The organism is Bifidobacterium cebidarum, assembly GCF_009193305.1.
In the GTDB taxonomy this organism is placed as follows: Bacteria; Actinomycetota; Actinomycetes; order Actinomycetales; family Bifidobacteriaceae; genus Bifidobacterium; species Bifidobacterium cebidarum.
The window spans coordinates 63,101-80,450 of the sequence record NZ_WBVS01000007.1 but is presented as its reverse complement, the minus strand read 5'-3'; the positions used below and the strand labels follow the sequence as shown (position 1 = coordinate 80,450).

The following is a 17,350-nucleotide window of genomic DNA, read 5'->3' as shown; positions in this document are numbered from 1 at the left end:
TGGATGTTTTTTCTGACGTTTGCAAAACGGACTTTGAAGGAACAACTAATTGGATGCGTCTATGGCGATGGCAATCCGCGCAAGAAATTCGGGTACAGAATCCATATCTCCCGAATTCCTTGCACTGACGATGTCGCAGTGCAAGGAATTCGGGAAGTTAGCCTTTATTTCCTGAATAACTGGCGCTGAGAGGTGCTCATTGCAAGGATTTCAGGAGATAGGGGGACTCTTCCGGAATTTCTTGCGCTGAGGAGGACACTCGACGGGGTGAAGAAGGACGATTGGTGGTGTGAGGAAGAATCCTCGATGAAGGAAGCAGGGGTGAAAGGGAAGGAGGAAAGAACGTCAACGGAGCAGGAAGGAGGAAGGAAGGTGAGGAAAGAGCGTCAACGGAGTGAGGAAGGAGGGGTGAGGGGATCGGAAGGAAGGAGAAGTGGCGGGATCGTATAAGTTCGCAACAGGGGAGTACAGTGAGGGCATATTCTCAATAACTAGGGAGTAAATGATAATGGCAAATGAAACCAAGCCCCAGGTCGCCGTGGTGATGGGCTCCTCCAGCGACTGGGAAACCATGAAGCGCGCCTGCGACATCCTCGACCAGTTCGGTGTGGCCTACCACAAGCAGGTCATCTCAGCGCACCGCACGCCGGAACTCATGGCGGACTTCGCCCACAACGCTCGCAAGAATGGTCTCAAGGTCATCATCGCTGGCGCTGGCGGCGCCGCCCATCTGCCAGGCATGATTGCCGCGCAGACCACGCTGCCTGTGATCGGTGTGCCGGTACGCTCCCATGCCCTTTCCGGCTGGGACTCCCTGCTCTCCATCGTGCAGATGCCAGGCGGCATCCCGGTGGCCACCACCGCCGTCGGCAACTCCGGTGCGACGAACGCCGGCCTGCTCGCCGTGCAGATGCTCTCCGCATTCGACGAGACGCTGGCGCAAAAGCTCGAAGACTACCGCAACGAATTGAAGGAAAAGGTGGCCGAATCCAATGCCCAGCTTGTCTGAGGAAACCAACGGTCGCGTCTCCATGCTGATGCCGGGCTCGACCATCGGCATCATCGGCGGCGGGCAGCTTGGCCGCATGATGGCCTTGTCCGCACGCTACATGGGTTTCCGCGTCGGTGTGCTTGATCCCACGCCGAACTGCCCGACCGCTCAGGTGGCCGATTTCCAGATCACCGCCGAGTACGACGACAAAACCGCCATCCATGATCTCGCCGTCCAGTCCGACGTGCTCACCTACGAGTTCGAGAACGTGGACGCCGACGCCATCGATGAGGTTCGCGGCATCGCAGCGGCTCCGCAAGGCACCGATCTGTTGCGCGTTACCCAGCATCGCGTGCATGAGAAGCAGTTCATCAACGATCATGGCACCGCCACCGCTCCGTGGCGTGCGGTCAACAACTTCGACGAGCTCGATGCCGCATTGGATGAGATTCACTACCCGGCAGTGCTGAAGACCGTCTCCGGTGGCTACGACGGCCACGGCCAGATGGTATTGCGCTCCGACGCTGATTTGGAGAAGATTCGCGCCCGCGGCGATCGTGGCGGCGGCTTCCCGCCGAGCATCCTGGAAGGCTTCGTGGACTTCGCGTTCGAGGCCTCGATTCTGGTTTCCGGCAACGGTAAGGACTTCGTGACCTTCCCGATCGTGCGCAACGAACACCGCAACAATATTCTGCACATGACCATCGCCCCAGCCAAGGTGAGCGAACATGTGGCCCGCGAGGCCCACGAACTGGCCATCCGTCTGGCCAAGGGCTTCGAACTCGCCGGCACGCTCGCCATCGAGCTGTTCATCACCAAGGACGATCAGGTCATCGTCAACGAGCTCGCCCCGCGCCCGCACAATTCCGGTCACTACACCATCGAGGCCTGCTCGATGGATCAGTTCGACGCGCATATCCGCGGCATCGCCGGCTGGCCCATGCCCGAGCCCAAGCTGCTCAGCCCGGCCGTCATGGTCAATGTGCTTGGCCAGCATGTGGAGCCGACGCGCGCGTTGATCAAGGATCATCCGGAGTGGAACGTGCACGATTACGGCAAGGCCGAGGTGCGTCACGACCGCAAGATGGGCCATATCACCGTGCTCACCGACGATCCGGAGCGCACGGTCGCCGATCTTGAAGCCACCGGCTGCTGGGATGACCTGAAGAAGAAGGCGTGACCTTATCGCATGGTTGAACATATCGAACGTCAGACCAAGCAGAAGGACGCCATTCGCGCGGCGTTGGCCGATTGCGAGGAGTTCATTTCCGCTCAGGACCTGCACCGCAGGCTTGAGGATGAGGGCTCACGCATCGGGCTGGCGACTGTATACCGCCAGTTGAACGCATTGGCGGATGCGGGCGCGGCGGACACCATCAGGCTCGACGGTCAGCAGCTGTTCCGTTTGTGCGGCGATGATGGGCATCACCACCATCTGGTGTGCAAGCGGTGCGGCAAAACTGTGGAAATCGATCCGCCCAGCGAATCATGGCTGCGCAAAGTAGCCGAGGGGCACGGGTTCACCGTGGAATCCCATACGCTGGAAGTCTTCGGCCTATGCCCGGATTGCCAAAAGCATTGATTCAATGATTGCTTGATTCAAACCGGACTCTGTATATGCAGGGTCCGGTTTGTTGTATCGACACGCCAAAAGAACTGAAAATGATAATGGTTCTCAATAGATGCTATAGTGCAGTATGTCAACCGCAGTAATCACAAGGTAGAAGAGGAAACAACGGTATGACTGCATGGAAGAAGATCACGGCTTTGGCGGCTACGGCATTGATGATGGTCGGGCTCGCTGCGTGCGGTTCGGGCGAGGGCGGTGCAAACGTCGCCGATTCCGGCAATGCCGGCGGCAAGCTCGAGGTCGTGGCGTCCATCAACCAGTGGGGTTCTCTGGCCGAAGATCTTGGTGGCGAACATGTTGAAGTCACCAATATCATGAACAAAACCAACGTGGAGGCTCACGACTATGAGCCCACAAGCCAGGATGTGGCCCGATTCCATTCGGCCGAAGTCGCCATCGTGAACGGTGCCGATTATGATTCCTGGGCCGCCAAGGCCGTGCAAGGCACCAAGGCCACATTGGTCACTGCCGCCGAAACCGCTGGAATCAAGGACGGCGATAATCCACATGTCTGGTTCTCCGCCAAGGTGCGTTCCAGCACTGCGGATGCCATCACCGCCGCCTATCAGAGGGCTGACCCCGAGCATAAGGGCGATTACGCCAAACTCAATAAGGACTGGCATGCCAAGGCAGACAAATTGGAATCGAAAATCAAGGAAACGGTGGCATTGACCAAGAACCTGCCTTATGCGGCCACCGAATCCGTAGCCGCATATCTGGCTGAGGACCTCGAAATGAAGGACAGCACACCCAAGGGGTATGCGCAAGCCTCCGCCAACGAGAGTGAGCCGACGCCAACCGATATCAAGAAATTCCAGGACGCGCTGAAGTCCGGCGGCATCAAGATGCTGGTACTCAACACCCAGGAATCCAACTCCACCACCGAACAGATCACGGCTGCAGCGAAAGATGCCGATGTGCCGATTGTGGAGCTCACTGAACAGATGCCTGCCGAATACGCTGATCTGCTCGACTGGATGAGCGCGCTGGTCGATCAGTTCGCAGCCGCCGCGTAGCGGGACACTGCAGCGTATAAAGTGCAGCTTCGTCATTCGGCAATATTGTTGAACCAATCGTGCACTACGTACCTCGGGTGTCTTGGATAAGAATCCAAGGCACCCTTTGCGTTAGGGTGAATAGTTAGGAAACGGTAAGAGAAACTTTGGCAATATGGATTTTCCAAGGTTGAGCGGTAACAATATGCCATTGGATAAAATCGAGACACGATACGACTGTTAGAGACTGTAGGCGAATGAGCGAAAACACCAGTAACACCACATCGAAGTTCCGTTGGCGGCTCTGGGAAAACCGGGCCGAGGCGGACGAAGTCACCCCGAAGCACCCGCATAAGTCTTTCCCCGGCTGGCTCTACGGCATATTGTTCGTCATTTTCGACATCATTGCCGTCGCCGCGCTTGAAATTGGCGTGTCCTCCAGCTCCACCCGTGTGCAGGTTTCCAGCCCCACGGTAGGCTTCGGATTCGTGAGCAAGATGTGGACCGAAAGCAATTTCGTATTCCTGCTCAACGTGCTGTTGGTTGGTCTCCTCTACCTTATGCTGCTGATGCTGTTCAACCGATTCTGGACGGCAAGCATCGTGATCATGGGAGCCGGCATTTTCGTCGCGGCCATCGAACACTTCAAAGTGGAGATTCGGTATGAAGCCATTCTGCCTGCCGATCTTGGCTTCCTTGGCTCCAATACCGGCAACATGCTCACGTTCATTCCGGCCGGAGCGCATGTGACGATTCTTGTGGCGCTCGGCGCGTTCGCCGCATTGCTGGCACTGGTGTTGGTGCTACGTCATATCGATGGGCGCAAGGGCCGCATGATCCGGTCCAAAAACCTCGGCCTCAATCTCGCGTCCCGAATGATTCTGGTACTGCTGTCGCTGCTGGGCTTCTCCCTGTATTGCATGCAGGTGAGCACCACCGACTCCTGGGCCAACAAGCTTTCCCAAAGTATGGGAGATATGCCGTCCATGTGGGATTCGGTGTATGACGCGCAGCGCAACGGCCCGCTCGTGGCCTTCACCCGCCAGCTCAACCCGAAGGTCATGGACAAGCCGGACAACTATTCCGAAGAGACCATGCAAGAGGTCGCCGCTCGCTACACCAAGGCGGCCAAGCAGATCAACGCTTCCCGTTCCCAGAACCTCACCGACTCGACCGTGGTGTACGTGCTTTCCGAATCCTTCTCCGACCCGAGCCGTGTGCCGGGCCTCAAAGTGAACAAGGATTCGATGCCGAATATCCGCAAGATCAAGGAAGGCACAACCTCCGGCCTGATGCTTTCCTCCGGTTATGGCGGTGGCACGGCGAACCTCGAATACATGGGGCTTTCAGGGCTGAGCATGGCCAATTTCGATTCCTCTCTGACCAGCCCGTACCAGCAGCTGGTGCCGAGCGCGCATTGGGCGCCCACCATCAACCAGATGTGGGGTGCGCCCGCCAATTCGCTCGGTTATCATCCGTATGAGTCCAGCATGTATTCGCGCGCCACGAACTACAAGAAGTTCGGTTTCTCGCACTTCTACACGCTCACCGGCCCGGATGTGATCAAGTATCAGGACAAAATCGACGATTCGCCATACGTCTCGGATAAGTCCTCGTATGATTCGGCGCTGGAAGGCATTAAGTCCGGCAAGTCGAACAAGTTCATCCAGATCATCACGATGCAGAATCACATGCCCTACCACGAGTGGTACAAGAACAACGACTACACCGCCGAATCCACCACGGGCACGCCGTTGGAGAAGGATGAGCAGGAGTCCATCGAGACTTATCAGAAAGGTGTGGAAATTACCGATCAGGCCACACAGGAATTCTTGGACGAGCTCGATGCGCTCGACAAGCCGGTCACCGTGGTGTTCTATGGCGATCACCTGCCTGGTATTTACTCCTCCGCCAGCCAGGACGATAACAATTCCTTGGCACTGCACCTGACCGATTACTTCATCTGGTCGAACAAGGCCTCCAGCTCACAAGGCAACAAGACGAACGATGCCGCCTACTCATCGCCGAACTTCTTCGTGGCGCAAGCCGCCGAGCATATGGATGCCAAGGTGTCGCCGTATCTCGCCTTCCTGACCGAAATGCACTCGAAGATCGCGGCCATGGAGCCGCCGGTGGTCAATAAGATTCAAGGCTGGGACCGTATTCCGGAAGGCCAGAGCATCTACTTGGACCAGAACGGTAATCCGATGAGCGAGGATGATTTCGACGAGGAGACCAAGCAGCTGCTCGCCGACTACAAGCTCATTCAGTACGACATCACTGCAGGCAAGAACTACCTCAAAGACACGGATTTCATGACATTGCCGTAAAGCAAGCAACCCAGTGGGTTGTTTGTAGGCAGTGTGGCGAGCCGTCAGGCGAGTCAGCAAAATGCGAGCGTAGATCGTCCAAAATTGCAGTACCGTTGCCGTAAAGCGGCCCAGCCTAAGTATGGCAAAACACGGGCTCAAATTGACATTCTGGTGTATTCGAAGCGCCAAATAGGACGGATTGAGCTTTCCAAACGTCCATTTTGTGCTGTGAATTGTCGGAAACGTCTACTTCAGTCTGTAATTTGAAGCCTGCATACCTACAATAAAGCCATGAAGCGCGTCAATATCAACTCTGGTTGGCAGTTCCGTTCCATAGGCGGCGGCAAGGGGGCATGGCAGCCCGTCACACTTCCGCATGACGCGATGATTCACGAGCCGCGCACCCCGCGCACCGGCAATGGCTACAATACGGGCTACTATCCGGGCGGTACCTACGAATATCGCACCACGCTGGACTTAGCAGACCCTCCGGCCGCATGTCTCCTCGAATTCGAAGGCGTCTACCCAGGCGCCACGGTACTGGTCAACAACGAACCAGCCGGCGAACTCACCTATGGGTACGGCGACTACTACCTCGATATCGCAGACCTGTTGCACGCTGGTGCCAACACAGTAACCGTGCTTGTCGATAACTCCCATGTGCCGAACTCCCGTTGGTATTCAGGCTCGGGCATCTATCGGCCGGTCTGGCTGTGGACTGCTGATTCAACCGATGTGATTCGCCCGGATGGTGTGCGTATCGACACGACTGTTGCCGATGCGCATGGTCAGGATGTTGCCGCAGCGGTGTCGATCGCGCTCGACAATCCGCTGATCCTTGGCCAGTACATCAATGTGGTCATCACTGATGCGGCAGGCGGCGCCGTGACTGAATTCCAGGATAACGACGGCACCATTGATCACGCGCAGCTTTGGTCGCCTGATTCGCCCACACTCTACACCGCGCATATCACCTTGCATGATGCTGATGGCATCGCGCTTGATACGCACGAGGAGCGATTCGGCATCCGTACGTTGACCTGCGATGCCCAGCACGGATTACGCATCAATGGCGAGCGTGTGATTCTCAACGGCGGTTGCGTGCACCACGACAATGGCATTCTTGGTGCGGCAACCCTGCCGCAAGCTGAATATCGCCGCGCCCGTATCATGAAAACCCAAGGATTCAACGCCATCCGCTCCGCCCACAATCCACTGTCAAAAGCGTTCCTCGACGCCTGCGACGAGCTTGGGCTGCTGGTTATGGATGAGGCGTTCGACATGTGGTGGATGCATAAGACCAGCTATGATTACGCCGGTTCCTTCCGTGAACATTACGCCGACGATTTGGCTTCGATGGTCGCTAAGGACCGTAATCACCCCAGCGTGGTGCTGTATTCCATCGGCAATGAGATTGCGGACACCAAGTCGCCACGTGCCGCCGAGGCCGCGCGCTCGATGCGTTCGATTATTCGCGGGATCGACCCTAACCGGCCGGTGATCGACTGCGTGAATCCGATCTCGTTGACGATGGCGGCGAAAACCCAAGCCGACATGGACCAGCATGACGCCAAAGTGGAAGGGGAGCCCGGGCTCAACACCACGCTGGAACATGCGTCAGGCCCGGCGCTGCTCACGGCCATCGACAAGCTGATGCCTGCCGCGCTCGCCACCGGCATCATGCAGCGGCAAACCAATGACGTATTCGATGAAGTGGATGTGGCCGGGCTGAACTACTGCCGTCAAGGGCCGGAACGATTCCACCGCAAGCACCCCGATCGCGTATTCTGCGCCAGCGAAACCTACCCGCAGGAGATTGCCTACACATGGCCGGATGCCAAGCGATTGCCATATTTCATCGGTGATTTTGTGTGGACCGGTTGGGATTACATTGGTGAGGCGTCGGTAAGTGCGTGGGCGTATTCGAATCCCGAACCGTATGGATGGATGCGCGAATATGGCAATCGCATGGCCATTCGTGGCCGAGCCACCGGGCCGTACCGCCGATATCCAGGCTTGCTTGGAGGTTCGGGTCTCATCGACATCACCGGCATGCCCACCGGTCAGATGCTGTATCGGCAAGTTGTGACGGGCATTCGCCGCACGCCCGCGATCACCGTACGCCCGATGCAATTGCTGTATGGTGATGGTTCCACTCGCGCTGGCCGTACTTCACGATTCATTGAGCGCGGGCATGACGGCGTGGAGAGCTGGTCATGGGCCGGCTATGAAGGTCGCGAGGCCATCGTACAGGTGTTTTCGGGCGGTAAAACCGTGCAGTTGACACTGAACGGCAATGTGGTGGGCACGGCTCCGGTCCGTCAATGCATGGCTGAATTCCGTGTGCCGTATGCACCGGGAGAACTTGTCGCCACGGCATATGATGCTCGTGATCGTGCGATTTCCAGTAGCGCTCTTGCCTCAGCGGGGCGAGAGCTGCAAGTCACCACGCGATTCGAGCATGTGATCAATCCCTATCCCCATGATGATTCACGCTGGGATTCCAGCGAACTCATCTTTGAGTCTATTGCCTTGACTGATGCCAAGGGCGTTATCCATGTGACTGATGACCGCCATATCATTGTGCTGCCAGGTGGCAGCGTGGCGGTTGGAGCGGCATTATCGGAAAACGATGCTGCTGCGAGCCGTCGCCCAGCAAATGTTTCACGCGATGTTTCACCCAGTGGAGCGCTGATGAAACGTGCTGCGCATGATAAGAGTGGTGCCGCCACGCAAGGCGGCATACTGGCGCACGCCGCAAATAACGATGACGGATTGCCGGAATTACTCGGTCGTGCCGAACTTCTTGGCGTGGCCGGAGCCAATCCCATCACCTATGACGAACTATCCGGCGACTCCTGCACCACGTACTTCGGCCGGGCCCAAGCCGTCTGGCGCATACGTCCGTAACGCGAAAGGCATACCTTATGGTTTCAGAATCCTTCACCCAGCTCAAGCGCGCCTATGCTTCCGGGCGCACCAGACCGTTGGCATGGCGCCGCGCGCAGTTGGACGCCCTTCGCCGCATGATTGCTGACCATCGTCAGGATTTCATCGAGGCCGAAACCGCCGACCTCGGCAAACCGGCTGCCGAAACCGTGCTGATGGAATTGAATTTGATTGCCGCCGAAGCCAGATTCGTGCGTAATCGTTTGGGGCTGTGGACGAGGCGGCAATACAAGCCGATGCCGTGGTCCTTGCAGCCGGCTCAAGGTTGGACCATCGCCGAGCCGAAAGGCGTGGTGCTGGTTATCGCGCCGTGGAACTATCCGGTGCTGCTGGCTCTGGAGCCGCTCGCCGATGCGATAGCGGCCGGCAATGCGGTCTGTGTGAAGCCTTCCGAGCTTTCGCCGCACACGTCGACACTGATTGCCGAGCTCATTGCGCAATATTTGGATCAGGAAGCAATAGCGGTGGTGGAAGGCGGTCCGAAGGAAACCGGCGAGCTGCTGGACTGCGATTTCGACCATATTTTCTATACAGGCGGGGAGCGCGTCGGCAAGATTGTGATGGCCGCTGCGGCCAGGCACTTGACGCCGGTTACGCTGGAACTGGGCGGCAAGTCGCCGTGCTTCGTGGACAGTACGGTGAACTTGCATACCGCAGCGCGCCGCATTGCGTGGGGCAAGTTCTCCAATGCCGGCCAGACCTGCGTGGCCCCTGATTATGTGCTTGCCACACCGGATATCGCCGAGGCATTGGCCAAGCGTATTGCCGTAGCCGTGACCGAGTTCTACGGTGAAAATCCGGAAGCGTCAAAGGATTACGGTCGCATCATCAATGATCGCCATTTTGAGCGCCTGCTCAAGCTGCTGCCTGCCGGAACCGTACCGCCGCAAGAGCCCAGCTCACCGCTTATCAAGGCCGCATCCGCCGTTGGCGCCGCTGCGGAGATGGTTGGACGGCGCATCAATGCGGGAATTGACGCCATCGGTTCACATAATGCTCAACCATCCGTTGCCGAGAAGCAACAGCAGCAGACTGAGATCATGCCTATTCCAGGTGTGATTGATTCCGCAGGGCGAGTGGTATGTGGCGGCAAAGTCGACCGCGAAACTCGGTATATCGCTCCCACCGTGCTGTTCGGCACGCAGCCGGACGCGCCGGTGATGGGGGAGGAGATATTCGGCCCGATTCTGCCGATTGTGGTGGTCAAGGACGCCGATGCCGCCATTCGGTTCATCAACAGCCGCCCTCGCCCGCTTGCCGCATACGTGTTTTCGAATCGTAGGGCGGTACGCCTGGCATTCGAGCGACGGACCTCTTCCGGCTCACTGGGCTATTCGTTGACGTTGGCGCAACTGCTATCCAGTCGATTGCCCTTCGGCGGCGTGGGTGCCTCGGGCATGGGCGCCTATCATGGCAAGGCAGGCTTCGAAACCTTCAGCCATATCAAAACCGTGGTTTCCAAGCCGCAATTCCCGGATACGCTGCAGCTGGTTTACCCGCCGTTGGATGAACTCCGCACGGGACTCGTCAATGCCATGACCAAGATGAGCTGATAAGAACTTCATATGCAAAAGGCTGGTCTTGATTGAATCAAGACCAGCCTTCTTAATGCCTAATAAAGCTTACTGCAGCACACGGTAATAAGTCATGCCGCTCATCACCGGGGTGACCTGCGTGCCCTGAGCCGGGTTCATGGCGTGAATCATCATGCCGTTGCCGATGTAGATGCCAGTATGAGTGGCGCTGACCATCAAATCGCCAATTTGAGGAGTCGAAACTCGTGTACCGGCTGAACCCTGATTGGCGGCGATGCGCGGCAGGGTGATGCCGAAGTGAGCGAATACATAGGAGGTGAAGCCGGAGCAATCCCAACCGCTGGGCGTGGTGCCACCGTACACATAAGGAGCACCCTGGAACTGCAGCGCATAAGCCACCAAATCGGAAGCGCTGCCGGAAACCGGAGCGTCTGCCGTAGCGGAGGAGGAGGTGCCGGTGCTGATAGAGCTACGTGCGGCGTTACGGCTTGCAGCTGCAGATGCCGCAGCCTGAGCTTCAGACTCGGCCTTTGCCTTGGCTTCCGCATCCTTTTCCGCTTGGGACTTGGTTTGCGGTACGTTCAGGGATTCAACGTCACCCCAATCGCCAGAGGCGTCAGTGGAAGTGGATTCCACGCCGACGGCGATGTGGCGAGTGGTCTTGACCGCAGGAAATGCGCGGGAGGAAGCCACGGGACCGGAAGCGGCTTCCGCAGCGGTGGCCATGGGGACAATGCCCATCGGAAGAGCGAGAGCCGCGATGCAGGCGGCAGCAGCGGCAAACTTGCCGGCGTGATTGTTATTCAACATAAAGTACGGTGATTCCTTCCGGACAAACTGTCACTAACTATAGCTTTGCCCCTGTACCTAACTTATTTACAGGTACAGGGGCAAAGCATATATTGCCGCGCCGCGGGAGGTGTGCGAAAGCACGTCGACGAGACTGCAACGCAGCAGATGTGCTGCTTTTGCTACTTCAAGGCTTTGAAGCCGATATCGTGGCGATAGAACAAGCCGCGAAGTTCGAGCTTGTCGATGATTGCGTACACCTTGTCCTGCGCGGACTTGATGTCCGGGGCGGAGGTTTCGACGAGCAGCACACGGCCGGAGTTGGCCACGAGACCGCCCTTGCCATCGGAGACGACACCAGCGTAATAGACGTGGGAATCCTCGTCGACTTCGATCTCGGGCACGCGGGCACCCTTGATGACGTTCTCCGGATAGCCCTTGGAGGCGAGTACCACGCCGAGGGTGGCATTGGACTCGTCCCACGTGAATTCCGGGGTGCCGTTGTTCAAAATGGTGCTGATGCCGGCACCGAAGTCGGACGTGAGCTTCGGAAGCACCACCTCGGTTTCCGGGTCGCCGAAGCGGGCGTTGAACTCGATGACTTTCGGGCCGTCGGCGGTGGCGATCAGACCGGCATAGAGGATGCCGGTGAACGGGGTGCCTTCCTCGGCCATACCTTCGACGGTGGGGCGCACGATCTTTTCGATGGCTTCCTCGACCACGGACTGCGGAATCTGGGGGACCGGGCTGTAGGCGCCCATACCGCCGGTGTTCGGGCCTTCGTCACCGTCGTAGGCGCGCTTGTGATCCTGGGAGATGGGCATCGGCCAGAATTCGGTGCCGTTGACGAAGCTCATCAGGGAGAATTCCTGGCCCTCGAGGAAGTCCTCGATAACGACCTTGGCGCCGGCGGAACCGAAACGGTGGTCTACGAAGATGTCTTCGAGCGCACGGATGGCGATGTGCAGGTCCATGGCCACGGTCACGCCCTTGCCGGCGGCCAGACCGTCAGCCTTGATGACAATCGGAGCGCCATGCTCGTTCACATAGTCCTTGGCGAGTTCCAGATCGCTGAAGGTCTGGTACTTGGCGGTGGGGATGTTGTGGCGCTCCATGAGCTGCTTGGCGAAGTCCTTGGAGCCCTCGATTTGGGCAGCGGCCTTGTTTGGGCCGAACGCCTTGATGCCGGCAGCGGCGAAATCATCCACAATGCCTTCGATCAGCGGCACTTCCGGACCGACGAAAACCCAGTCGTAACCGTTCTGCTGCACGAAATCGATGAGTGCGGCATGGTTGGACTGGCTCAGCTGCGTGATGTGGATGCCGTCCTTGGCCATGCCGGGGTTGCCCGGAGCCACGGTGACTTCGTCAACGCTGGGGGACTTGAGCAGCGTGTACGCAATGGTGTGCTCGCGTGCACCGGAGCCGATGACGAGAACTTTCTGACTCATGATTGTCCTTTCCAATGAGTTGGCTCCCCTTCAACAAGGGGAGCCAAGATACGACTTGCTAAACGTTACTTAAGCGTGATCTGAGATCCGTCGGTGTCCTTGGTGATCTGGCCGATCACATAGCCGGTTTCACCGTTGGATTCAAGCAGCTTCAGGGTCTCTTCGGCGCGCTCTGCCGGAACGGCCAGCACCATGCCGATGCCCATGTTGAAGATGTTGTACATCTCCTTGTGGTCGATCTCGCCGGCCTTCTCCAGCACGTTGAAGATCGGCAGCACAGGCCAGGAGCCGAGGTTGATTTCAGCGGCAAGACCGTCCGGAATCATGCGCGGCACGTTCTCGATGAAGCCACCGCCGGTGATGTGGGCGACGCCCTTGACCACTCCTGCCTTGAACAGCGGGGAGAGCGCCTTGACGTAGATCTTGGTCGGGGTCAGCAGTACGTCGCCGAGCTTGGCGCCGCCGAGCTCATCCAGTTCGGTATCCACGGTGTAGCCGGCCTGCTCGAAGAGGGCCTTGCGCACCAGGGAGAAGCCGTTGGAGTGCACGCCGGTGGAAGGAAGACCGATCAGCGTGTCGCCTTCGGTGATGGTGGAGCCGTCTACGATGGCGGACTTTTCGGCCACGCCCACGGAGAAGCCAGCCAGATCGTACTCGTCTTCGTCATACATGCCCGGCATTTCGGCGGTTTCGCCGCCAACCAGCGCGGATCCTGCTTCGACGCAGCCGTCGGCCACGCCGGCCACGACCTGCTCGAGCAGAGCCGGATCGTTCTTACCGCAGGCGATGTAATCGAGGAAGAACAGTGGTTCGGCGCCCTGGGCGGCGATGTCGTTGACGCACATCGCCACGCAGTCGATGCCGATGGTGTTGTGCTTGCCGACCATCTTGGCCACCATAAGCTTGGTGCCCACGCCGTCGGTGCCGGAGATCAGCACCGGTTCCTTATAACCCAGGGAAGCCAGGTCGAACAGACCGCCGAAGCCGCCGATGCCGCCCACCACGCCGGGACGGTTGGTGCGCGCCACGTGGGACTTGATGCGCTTGACGACTTCGTATCCGGCTTCGACGCTTACGCCGGCGTTCTCATATGCTTTTGGCATGAAATGGCCTTTCTTATTTACGTATTTGGGCTTGGGCTTGTATTGCTTCAGTCGTTTTCCGGCTGCACGGTGTTGTATTCGTTGCCGATGTACTTGCTCTTGTACAGTGCGAATTCGGGCAGGCGGACACGGTCCTCGGGGGTGAGGGACTTCAGGAAGTCGGCCTCGTAGTCATCGAGGGCGGTGGGGTAGTCGCCGTTGAAGTAGGCCACGCACAGACCACCGTATGGGGCATCGGCGTTCAGACCGATGGATTCCACCAGGCCGTCGAGGGAGAGGTAGGCCAGGGAGTCGGCGCCGATGTAGTCGCGGATTTCATCCACGCTCATCTTGGCGGCGATCAGCTCCTTAGTGGTGGAGATATCGATGCCGTAGAAGCAGGGGTACTTGAGTGGCGGGGAGCTGATGCGCATATGCACTTCGGCGGCGCCGGCTTCCTTGAGCAGCTGCACGATGCGCTTGGAGGTGGTGCCTCGCACGATGGAATCGTCGATGACGATGACGCGCTTGCCTTTGACCACACCGCGCACGGCGGAAAGCTTCATGCGTACGCCCTGCTCGCGCAGCTCCTGCGTGGGCTGGATGAAGGTGCGGGCCACGTACTGGTTCTTGATCAGACCCATCTCGTTGGGCAGGCCGGCGGCCTCCGCATAGCCGGATGCTGCGGAAAGCGAGGAGTTCGGCACGCCGATGACCATATCGGCATCCACCGGGGACTCCGCGGCAAGGCGAGCGCCCATGCGCTTGCGGGCGGAATGCACGTTGACACCGTAGATATCGGAGTCCGGGCGTGCGAAGTAGATGTATTCCATCGAGCAGATGGCCAGCTGGGTGTTGTTGGTGTACTGGATGATCTTGTAGCCGTGGTCGCTGACCACCACGATTTCACCCGGGCGGATGTTGCGCACCAGTTCGGCACCGACCACGTCCAGGGCGCAGGTTTCGGAGGCGAGCACATAGGCGCCGTTCTTCATCTTGCCGAGGGAGAGCGGGCGGAAGCCGTTCGGGTCGAGGGCGCCGATCATGGCGTCTTCGGTCATGAGCAGGTAGGCGAAGCCGCCGTGCACCGTGTTCAGGGCTTCCTTGAGCTTGTCCATGAAGGTGCGCTGCAGGGAGCGGCGGATCAGGTGCATGAGCACTTCGGTGTCGGAGTTCGAGTGGAAGATCGCGCCTTCGTCTTCCAGCTTGCGGCGCAGCGACGGGCAATTCGTCAGATTGCCATTGTGGCACAGCGCCACATCGCCGTCATGGAAACGGAAGATGAACGGCTGGATGTTGTCCGTGGTGCCGGAACCGGCCGTGGCGTAGCGTACATGTCCGATGGCGCGGTTGCCCTTCAGCCGTTCGATTTCACGCTCGTCGCTGAACACTTGGGTGAGCAGACCGAGTCCGCGGTGGCCGATGAGATGGCCGTTGTCGTTGGAGACGATGCCGGCGCCTTCCTGGCCGCGATGTTGCAGCGCGTGCAGACCGAAATAGGTGAGTCGGGCGGCGTCGGGATGGCCCCATACGCCGAAGATGCCACATTCCTCATGAATGTCTTCGAGTTCAGCCGACAAGCCAAAGCTCCTTTTCAAGCAGGGGGATTCACTACCTGTTAACCCTACCAATCGGCGGCTACATCATCGTGTTTCCGCGCACGTTTCTTATTGGGGGCCATTCATTGCAGGTTCTCGAACAAATGTTCGATTATTTTGCTATAATGGGTAATGTTATTGCCGAAGGGAGGTATTGATTGGATAATCAGCGTGGCCGCGTGTATCTGGCCATTGATTTGAAATCCTTTTACGCCTCCGTGGAATGCGCGGCGCGAAAGCTTGACCCGTTGACCACTCATCTAGTGGTGGCGGACGAGACTCGCACGGATAAGACCATTTGCCTGGCTGTGTCTCCATCGCTGAAAGCGTACGGCATTCCCGGCAGGCCTCGTTTATTTGAGGCGAGGCAGCGGCTGGCTCAGGTCAATATGGAGCGCGCGGTTCATGCTCCGGGCGGACGGCTGATGGGTGAGTCCTATTATGCCCGCGAACTGGCCGCGGATCCGAGGCTTAAGGCCACTATGGTGATTGCGCCGCCGCGCATGGCGCATTATCTGGAGGTGAGTGGGCGCATTTACGGCATCTACCTGAAATATGCCGCGCCTGAGGACATTCACGTCTACTCGATAGATGAGGTGTTCATCGATGCCACGTCATATCTGCGTGCGCTGCGTATGACGCCGCATGAGATGGCCATGACCATCGTGCGGGACATTCTCGCTGAAACCGGCATCACGGCCACGGCTGGCATCGGCACCAATATGTACTTGGCCAAAGTGGCGATGGACATCGTTGCCAAGCATATGCCCGCCGATAAGGACGGTGTGCGTGTGGCCGAGCTCGATGAAATGTCATACCGGAGATTGCTGTGGGGGCATAGGCCGTTGAAGGATTTTTGGCGAGTGGGTCGTGGCTATGCGCGCAAACTCGAAAAAATCGGGCTGCTGACTATGGGCGATATTGCTCGATGTTCGTTGGGGCGTGCTTCGGATTATTACAACGAGGATCTGCTGTACCGCATGTTCGGTGTGAACGCGGAGCTGCTCATCGATCATGCGTGGGGTTGGGAGCCGTGCACGATTGCGGATATCAAGGACTATGAGCCGGAGGCGCACAGCACTAGCATCGGTCAGGTGCTCACCGGTCCGGCGGTGTGGCATACGGCAAGATTGATCACCAAGGAGATGGCGGACGCGCTCGCGCTTGATTTGGTGGATAAAGGTGTGAAGACGAATCGTCTCACACTGGTTGTGGGGTATGACATCGGCAGCCTTGACGCTTCGAAGCTTGATGATTGTGAAGATTGTGTTATGCGTGTATTGGCGAAGCGGGCTGCGAAGGAATATCGAGGGCCGGTGGCCTATGACCATTACGGGCGTAAAGTGCCTAAGCCCGCGGTGGGCTCTATCGGATTAGGCGATTACACCGCATCCGCCGAACGTATTCGAAAAGCAATGGCGATGCTGTTCGAGCGCATTGCGGATCGACGGCTATTGGTACGGCGTTTGACGGTGGTTGCCGATGACATAGCCACGCCGGCAGAACTAGCGGCGGGCAAGCGGTACGAGCAGCTTGATTTGTTCGAACAAATGGGATTGGGTGTTGGAACCAATGCGGAGTCGGGGCATTGCCGAGGAATCGATGCCATAATGTCGGCGCGGGTCGGTGCTGATGCGGATGATCGGACTGAGGCTGACGAGACCATTGAGCAAACGCTGCTCAATATCAAACAACGATTCGGCAAGAACGCGGTCGTCAAGGCCATGAATATGGAAAAAGGGGCCACTGGTTTGGAGCGTAATGCTCAGATAGGAGGGCATAGGGCATGACGTTGCGGGAAGCCCATGAATATGACGACATCATTGGTTTGCCGCGCCATGTGTCACACAAGCATCCGCGAATGCCGCGGAGCAAGCGTGCCGCCCAGTTCATGCCGTTCGCCGCATTGACCGGCTATGAGCAGGTGCTTGAGCGCACAGCAAAAAACGCCGAAATCGCCATCGCCAAGGCGGAGGCCCAAGGCGACAGCGATTTCGGCGCGTAATGCATGCAGGCTA

13 protein-coding genes are annotated in these 17,350 nt (G+C 58.3%); 9 read left to right on the top strand and 4 right to left on the bottom strand.

Going from position 1 to position 17,350, the window contains the following annotated elements; translation table 11 throughout:
• Positions 1 to 508: 508 nt before the first annotated feature.
• From purE to F7D08_RS07495, 7 genes are all read left to right on the top strand, one after another.
• On the top strand, positions 509 to 1,009 hold the full coding sequence (gene purE, locus F7D08_RS07525) for a 5-(carboxyamino)imidazole ribonucleotide mutase (protein WP_033889581.1): 501 nt from the start codon (positions 509 to 511) through the stop codon (positions 1,007 to 1,009).
• On the top strand, positions 993 to 2,171 hold the full coding sequence (gene purK, locus F7D08_RS07520; RefSeq protein WP_152210033.1) for a 5-(carboxyamino)imidazole ribonucleotide synthase: 1,179 nt from the start codon (positions 993 to 995) through the stop codon (positions 2,169 to 2,171). Before purE ends, purK begins: the two co-directional genes overlap by 17 nt.
• 9 nt (positions 2,172 to 2,180) lie before the next feature.
• Positions 2,181 to 2,573: a Fur family transcriptional regulator gene (locus F7D08_RS07515; protein ID WP_152210032.1), complete on the top strand. Its 393-nt coding sequence runs from the start codon at positions 2,181 to 2,183 to the stop codon at positions 2,571 to 2,573.
• Positions 2,574 to 2,731: 158 nt separating this feature from the next.
• A complete protein-coding gene (locus F7D08_RS07510; protein ID WP_152210031.1) occupies positions 2,732 to 3,637 on the top strand; it encodes a metal ABC transporter solute-binding protein, Zn/Mn family in 906 nt (301 codons plus the stop codon).
• Between the two features lie 236 nt (positions 3,638 to 3,873).
• Positions 3,874 to 5,946: an LTA synthase family protein gene (locus F7D08_RS07505; RefSeq protein WP_152210030.1), complete on the top strand. Its 2,073-nt coding sequence runs from the start codon at positions 3,874 to 3,876 to the stop codon at positions 5,944 to 5,946.
• Between the two features lie 273 nt (positions 5,947 to 6,219).
• Positions 6,220 to 8,838, top strand: coding sequence for a glycoside hydrolase family 2 protein (locus F7D08_RS07500; protein ID WP_152210029.1), 2,619 nt, complete (start codon positions 6,220 to 6,222; stop codon positions 8,836 to 8,838).
• Between the two features lie 17 nt (positions 8,839 to 8,855).
• Entirely contained in the window at positions 8,856 to 10,430 is a 1,575-nt protein-coding gene (locus F7D08_RS07495; RefSeq protein ID WP_152210028.1) for an aldehyde dehydrogenase family protein, read from the top strand.
• A gap of 69 nt (positions 10,431 to 10,499) precedes the next feature.
• Here the strand turns inward: F7D08_RS07495 and F7D08_RS07490 are convergent, their stop codons facing one another.
• The 4 genes from F7D08_RS07490 to purF all read right to left on the bottom strand — a co-directional run bounded on the left by F7D08_RS07490 (position 10,500) and on the right by purF (position 15,314).
• The gene (locus tag F7D08_RS07490; protein ID WP_152210027.1) at positions 10,500 to 11,222 is read right to left on the bottom strand and encodes a C40 family peptidase; all 723 of its coding nucleotides are present in this window, start codon (positions 11,220 to 11,222) and stop codon (positions 10,500 to 10,502) included.
• Between the two features lie 161 nt (positions 11,223 to 11,383).
• On the bottom strand, positions 11,384 to 12,652 hold the full coding sequence (gene purD / locus F7D08_RS07485; protein WP_152210026.1) for a phosphoribosylamine--glycine ligase: 1,269 nt from the start codon (positions 12,650 to 12,652) through the stop codon (positions 11,384 to 11,386).
• Between the two features lie 65 nt (positions 12,653 to 12,717).
• Complete coding sequence (gene purM / locus F7D08_RS07480; RefSeq protein WP_152210025.1) at positions 12,718 to 13,755, bottom strand: phosphoribosylformylglycinamidine cyclo-ligase; 1,038 nt, start codon at positions 13,753 to 13,755, stop codon at positions 12,718 to 12,720.
• A 47-nt stretch (positions 13,756 to 13,802) separates the two neighbouring features.
• A complete protein-coding gene (gene purF, locus F7D08_RS07475) occupies positions 13,803 to 15,314 on the bottom strand; it encodes an amidophosphoribosyltransferase (protein WP_152210024.1) in 1,512 nt (503 codons plus the stop codon).
• Between the two features lie 176 nt (positions 15,315 to 15,490).
• Between purF and F7D08_RS07470 the strand changes: the two genes are divergently transcribed.
• Together F7D08_RS07470 and F7D08_RS07465 are read left to right on the top strand one after the other, a co-directional pair.
• Positions 15,491 to 17,122 carry a Y-family DNA polymerase gene (locus tag F7D08_RS07470; RefSeq protein WP_152210023.1) on the top strand — a complete coding sequence of 544 codons (1,632 nt, stop codon included), beginning with the start codon at positions 15,491 to 15,493 and terminating at the stop codon, positions 17,120 to 17,122.
• Entirely contained in the window at positions 17,119 to 17,337 is a 219-nt protein-coding gene (locus tag F7D08_RS07465) for a hypothetical protein (RefSeq protein WP_152210022.1), read from the top strand. The genes F7D08_RS07470 and F7D08_RS07465 overlap by 4 nt, the downstream gene beginning before the upstream one ends.
• Positions 17,338 to 17,350: the final 13 nt, after the last annotated feature.

What these genes read in the sequence shown, in the direction of transcription:
- F7D08_RS07495 (WP_152210028.1), top strand. Translation starts at nt 8,856, where the DNA reads ATGGTTTCAGAATCCTTCACCCAGCTCAAGCGCGCCTATGCTTCCGGG.
- F7D08_RS07465 (WP_152210022.1), top strand. Translation starts at nt 17,119, where the DNA reads ATGACGTTGCGGGAAGCCCATGAATATGACGACATCATTGGTTTGCCG.
- F7D08_RS07515 (WP_152210032.1), top strand. Translation starts at nt 2,181, where the DNA reads ATGGTTGAACATATCGAACGTCAGACCAAGCAGAAGGACGCCATTCGC.
- purD (WP_152210026.1), bottom strand. Translation starts at nt 12,652, where the DNA reads ATGAGTCAGAAAGTTCTCGTCATCGGCTCCGGTGCACGCGAGCACACC.
- F7D08_RS07505 (WP_152210030.1), top strand. Translation starts at nt 3,874, where the DNA reads ATGAGCGAAAACACCAGTAACACCACATCGAAGTTCCGTTGGCGGCTC.
- F7D08_RS07510 (WP_152210031.1), top strand. Translation starts at nt 2,732, where the DNA reads ATGACTGCATGGAAGAAGATCACGGCTTTGGCGGCTACGGCATTGATG.
- purK (WP_152210033.1), top strand. Translation starts at nt 993, where the DNA reads ATGCCCAGCTTGTCTGAGGAAACCAACGGTCGCGTCTCCATGCTGATG.
- F7D08_RS07500 (WP_152210029.1), top strand. Translation starts at nt 6,220, where the DNA reads ATGAAGCGCGTCAATATCAACTCTGGTTGGCAGTTCCGTTCCATAGGC.
- F7D08_RS07490 (WP_152210027.1), bottom strand. Translation starts at nt 11,222, where the DNA reads ATGTTGAATAACAATCACGCCGGCAAGTTTGCCGCTGCTGCCGCCTGC.
- purM (WP_152210025.1), bottom strand. Translation starts at nt 13,755, where the DNA reads ATGCCAAAAGCATATGAGAACGCCGGCGTAAGCGTCGAAGCCGGATAC.
- purE (WP_033889581.1), top strand. Translation starts at nt 509, where the DNA reads ATGGCAAATGAAACCAAGCCCCAGGTCGCCGTGGTGATGGGCTCCTCC.